This window comes from Paenibacillus sp. 1001270B_150601_E10 (assembly GCF_015558675.1).
GTDB lineage: Bacteria > Bacillota > Bacilli > Paenibacillales > Paenibacillaceae > Paenibacillus_B.
Map to the genome: position 1 here is coordinate 89,367 of NZ_JADMOL010000015.1, position 3,460 is coordinate 92,826.

The following is a 3,460-nucleotide window of genomic DNA, read 5'->3' on the forward strand; positions in this document are numbered from 1 at the left end:
ACGCTCCCTGAGGATTTTCCTGGTGCGCTGCACCAAGTGCTGGCAGCATTCTCATGGAGAAGAATCAACTTGTCCAGAATTGAATCAAGGCCTACTAAACGCAAGCTTGGCAGTTATTATTTTTATATCGATATTGAATTGTCTCTGGAGTCGGTGCTGCTTCCTTCAGCAATTGCCGAGATTGAGGCGCTTGGATGCCAGGTTCGAGTCTTAGGCTCCTATCCAAGCTATTCAAGCCAGAGTTGGGCACAAGAGCAACCACATAACCTGGAGGTGTAAGTATGACACAATGGATTTATCTCGATGGTCAATATGTTACAAAAGAAGAGGCTAAAGTATCTGTATACGACCACGGCTTCCTCTATGGCGATGGTATATTTGAGGGCATACGCATTTACGATGGCAATATCTTTAAATGCTATGAGCACTTAGTGCGTCTTTACGACTCTGCCAAGTCGATCATGCTTAATATTCCGCTTACGATTGAGGAAATGGAAAGCGTTCTTGTTGAAACCATCCGCCGCAACGAGCTGAAAGACGGCTATATTCGTCTTATCGTATCTCGCGGTGCAGGCAATCTAGGCTTAGACCCGAATCGTTGTCCAAAGGCTAGTGTTATTGTCATCGTGGAACAGCTGTCCATTTATCCAGAGGAAGCTTACTTGAACGGACTGAGAACCATTTCGGTATCCCAGCGCCGCAATATCCCTGATGCTCTGAACCCGAAGATCAAGTCGCTTAATTATTTGAACAACATTCTCGTGAAGATTCAGGCGAATCATGCGAACGTGGGCGAAGCTATTATGCTGAATGCACAAGGCTATGTGGCAGAAGGTTCAAGTGACAACATCTTTATTGTGAAAAAAGGTGTCGTTTATACGCCTCCATGCTATCTTGGGGCCCTTGAAGGCATCACCCGCAATACGATTATCGAGCTTTGCGAAGAGCTTGGCTACAAGCTTAAAGAGGAGCCGTTTACCCTTCATGATGTCTATGTGGCGGATGAAGTGTTCTTCACAGGCACAGCCGCTGAGGTCATTGCCGTGCGCGAGGTTGATGGAAGAGTTGTGGGTTCTGGCCAAGCGGGACCGATCACATTGGCTCTGTTGAAACGATTCCGTGAGGTAGTGACACAAATCGGTACCAAGGTTTACGAAGATTAGTAGAGGATTGTTATCGCGTGATGCGTCTTTTCCACTAGGGAGAAGGCGCATTTTTATATAGAAGTCCATCATATATAAATGTAAGAATGGTTGGTTATGTGCTAGATCCCATAGTGGATAAGGATTCAGAAATGATCGTTTTCTTCGATTGTTATACCGTACATTCTGCTGAAGAAGAAAGTAGATTGTTGTCCATTGCGCTTTCCAAAGTTTTATGGAAAGAAGGATGTCAAATGCCCAGATGATGCATAGAATGTATTAATGGAATTGCGGGCCATTGTCCCGCGTGTGGAATGATGTTCCCGTTAGGAGGTAACGGTACGTGAAAATTCATATTGTGAAAAAGGGCGATACGCTCTATTCGCTGTCGAAGAAATATGGTGTAACCGTAGAGGAAATGATAAAGCTGAATCCTCAGCTTAAGGACCCTAACCAGCTTGATGTTGGCATGAAGGTTAAAGTTCCTTCAACAAAGCTGCCAACAGGCGGCTACGAGATTGTTCACAAGCATGTCGTCAAGGAAGGCGACACGATGTGGAAGCTTGCCAAAGCATGGGGAATTCCGTTAGACGTTATGATTGCGGCTAATCCTCAGCTGAAAAATCCGAATGTTCTGCTTATTGGTCAAGTTGTGAACATTCCAAAGCCTAAAGATGAGCATGCGTCAGAGTCTCATGAATCTTCGAACCATGTGAATCAAAACCATCCAGCAAACGAAATGGCAAAAGAAAATCCTGCCCCTAATCAGGTTGCTCCTTTATCTGAAAAAGAAATCGTAGTTGTGCCTGAAAAAACGCATGTGAAAGAAAAAGTAAAAGAAAAAGAAAAAGTGAAAGAAAAGGAAAAAGTAAAAGAGGAAGTCATGGAAGTTCCGATCATCACGGAACAATCCAAAGAAGAAGCGATTATCCTCCCAGAATCAAAACCTGCTCCGGCTATTATCGAACCGACCCAGACGACCAAGGTCCCAGAAAAGCTATCCACCCCTGTCCCGGCAACGCCGCAGATTCTAACTTCGCCAACACTTACACCTATAATTCCTTCTATTCCAGCACCATCAACAACACTTAAGCAGCAGCCATCCGTCAAGGACTCTCCAATTCCGACAAAAGGAGCGCTGACTCCTATTGCGCCTTCTACATCAAATAATCTTGTAGGTTCTGCACAAGATTGCGGCTGCGGAGGGCATCATGACGGGCACATCATGGCTCAATATCCGCTTGAGCCTTATAGCAACTGGCCTGGTTATCATGCAGCGCCTCAATTGTATGCGAATGTTCCTCAGAACGGAGCAAGCGCCTATCAGGTTTATCCTAGCTATTCACCAATGGATGCGAATGGTGCTTATATGGGAGGGTTTGCTTCACCATGCGGCTGTCAAGATCCTTATGCGGCTCAAGTGATGCCTGCACAGCCTTACATCGAACCATCTAGCTGGGGTGCGCCTTATATGCAAGGTGTTCCGTATTATACTCCTGCCTATGCGCCATATCAGACAGCTCAAAGTTATAGTGCGAATGGAGCGCCTGCCTATGCGCCTTATTCCAAAGACTCTTATTATCCATCCATGTATGGGCCGACTTCATTTGATGGGAAATGCTATGATTCCGGAAATATCGTTCCTCCGATCAGTCCGCGTGAGGAGTTTGGGATAGAACAGGGGAATGCTGAAGCTGAACAGGTTGCATCTGATCAGGCACAAGATGTAAAGAAGACTCAGGCCGTTAAGCGAACACCAAAATCAAAAAAGAAAGCAAAAATTCGCTCTGTGTCTTCAGCTAGAGAGGAACGCAGCAAGAAGAGCATGCCGTGGATCAATGGGTAACCGTTTAAAATCATACGTAAAGTACTCAACTGCCGCTTATTTTTAAGCCGGCGGTTATTTTTTTGAACAGGTAGAAATAGGGTCTTGCTAATGGTTTAGGCTCTATGATATATTATAATCCTGCTTCGGGAGGGAGACTTCTTTAGTCTCACGTTAAGCAGGTTGTTTGGAGGAAAGAGAAGCATTGCTTGAAAGAATTTTTTAAAAAAAGTGTTGACTCTTACTAAACAACATGATATATTATAAAAGTCGCCGCTGAACGGCGGTGAGCAAAAGAAAGTAACTAACTTTGTTCTTTGAAAACTGAACAACGAGTGAAACATTATTGAGAATTACATTCTCGTCAGCAATACAAATGAGCAAGTCAAACACTTAATGTGAACTTTGTTCGATTCTTGAATCGGTAAACAAAATTCGCTTTTATGGAGAGTTTGATCCTGGCTCAGGACGAACGCTGGCGGCGTGCCTAATA

At 44.5% G+C, this 3,460-nt stretch carries 3 protein-coding genes; all 3 read left to right on the plus strand.

All coding sequences use genetic code 11. The annotated features are described in order from the left end of the window. The coding region (locus I2H74_RS24870; protein WP_229106933.1) for an ACT domain-containing protein at positions 1–279 on the plus strand (279 nt) is incomplete at its 5' end. Between the two features lie 2 nt (positions 280–281). Further along, on the plus strand, positions 282–1,163 hold the full coding sequence (gene ilvE / locus I2H74_RS21955) for a branched-chain-amino-acid transaminase (RefSeq protein WP_195576387.1): 882 nt from the start codon (positions 282–284) through the stop codon (positions 1,161–1,163). A gap of 322 nt (positions 1,164–1,485) precedes the next feature. After that, positions 1,486–2,988: a LysM peptidoglycan-binding domain-containing protein gene (locus I2H74_RS21960; RefSeq protein ID WP_195576388.1), complete on the plus strand. Its 1,503-nt coding sequence runs from the start codon at positions 1,486–1,488 to the stop codon at positions 2,986–2,988. The last annotated feature ends 472 nt before the right edge of the window (positions 2,989–3,460 follow it).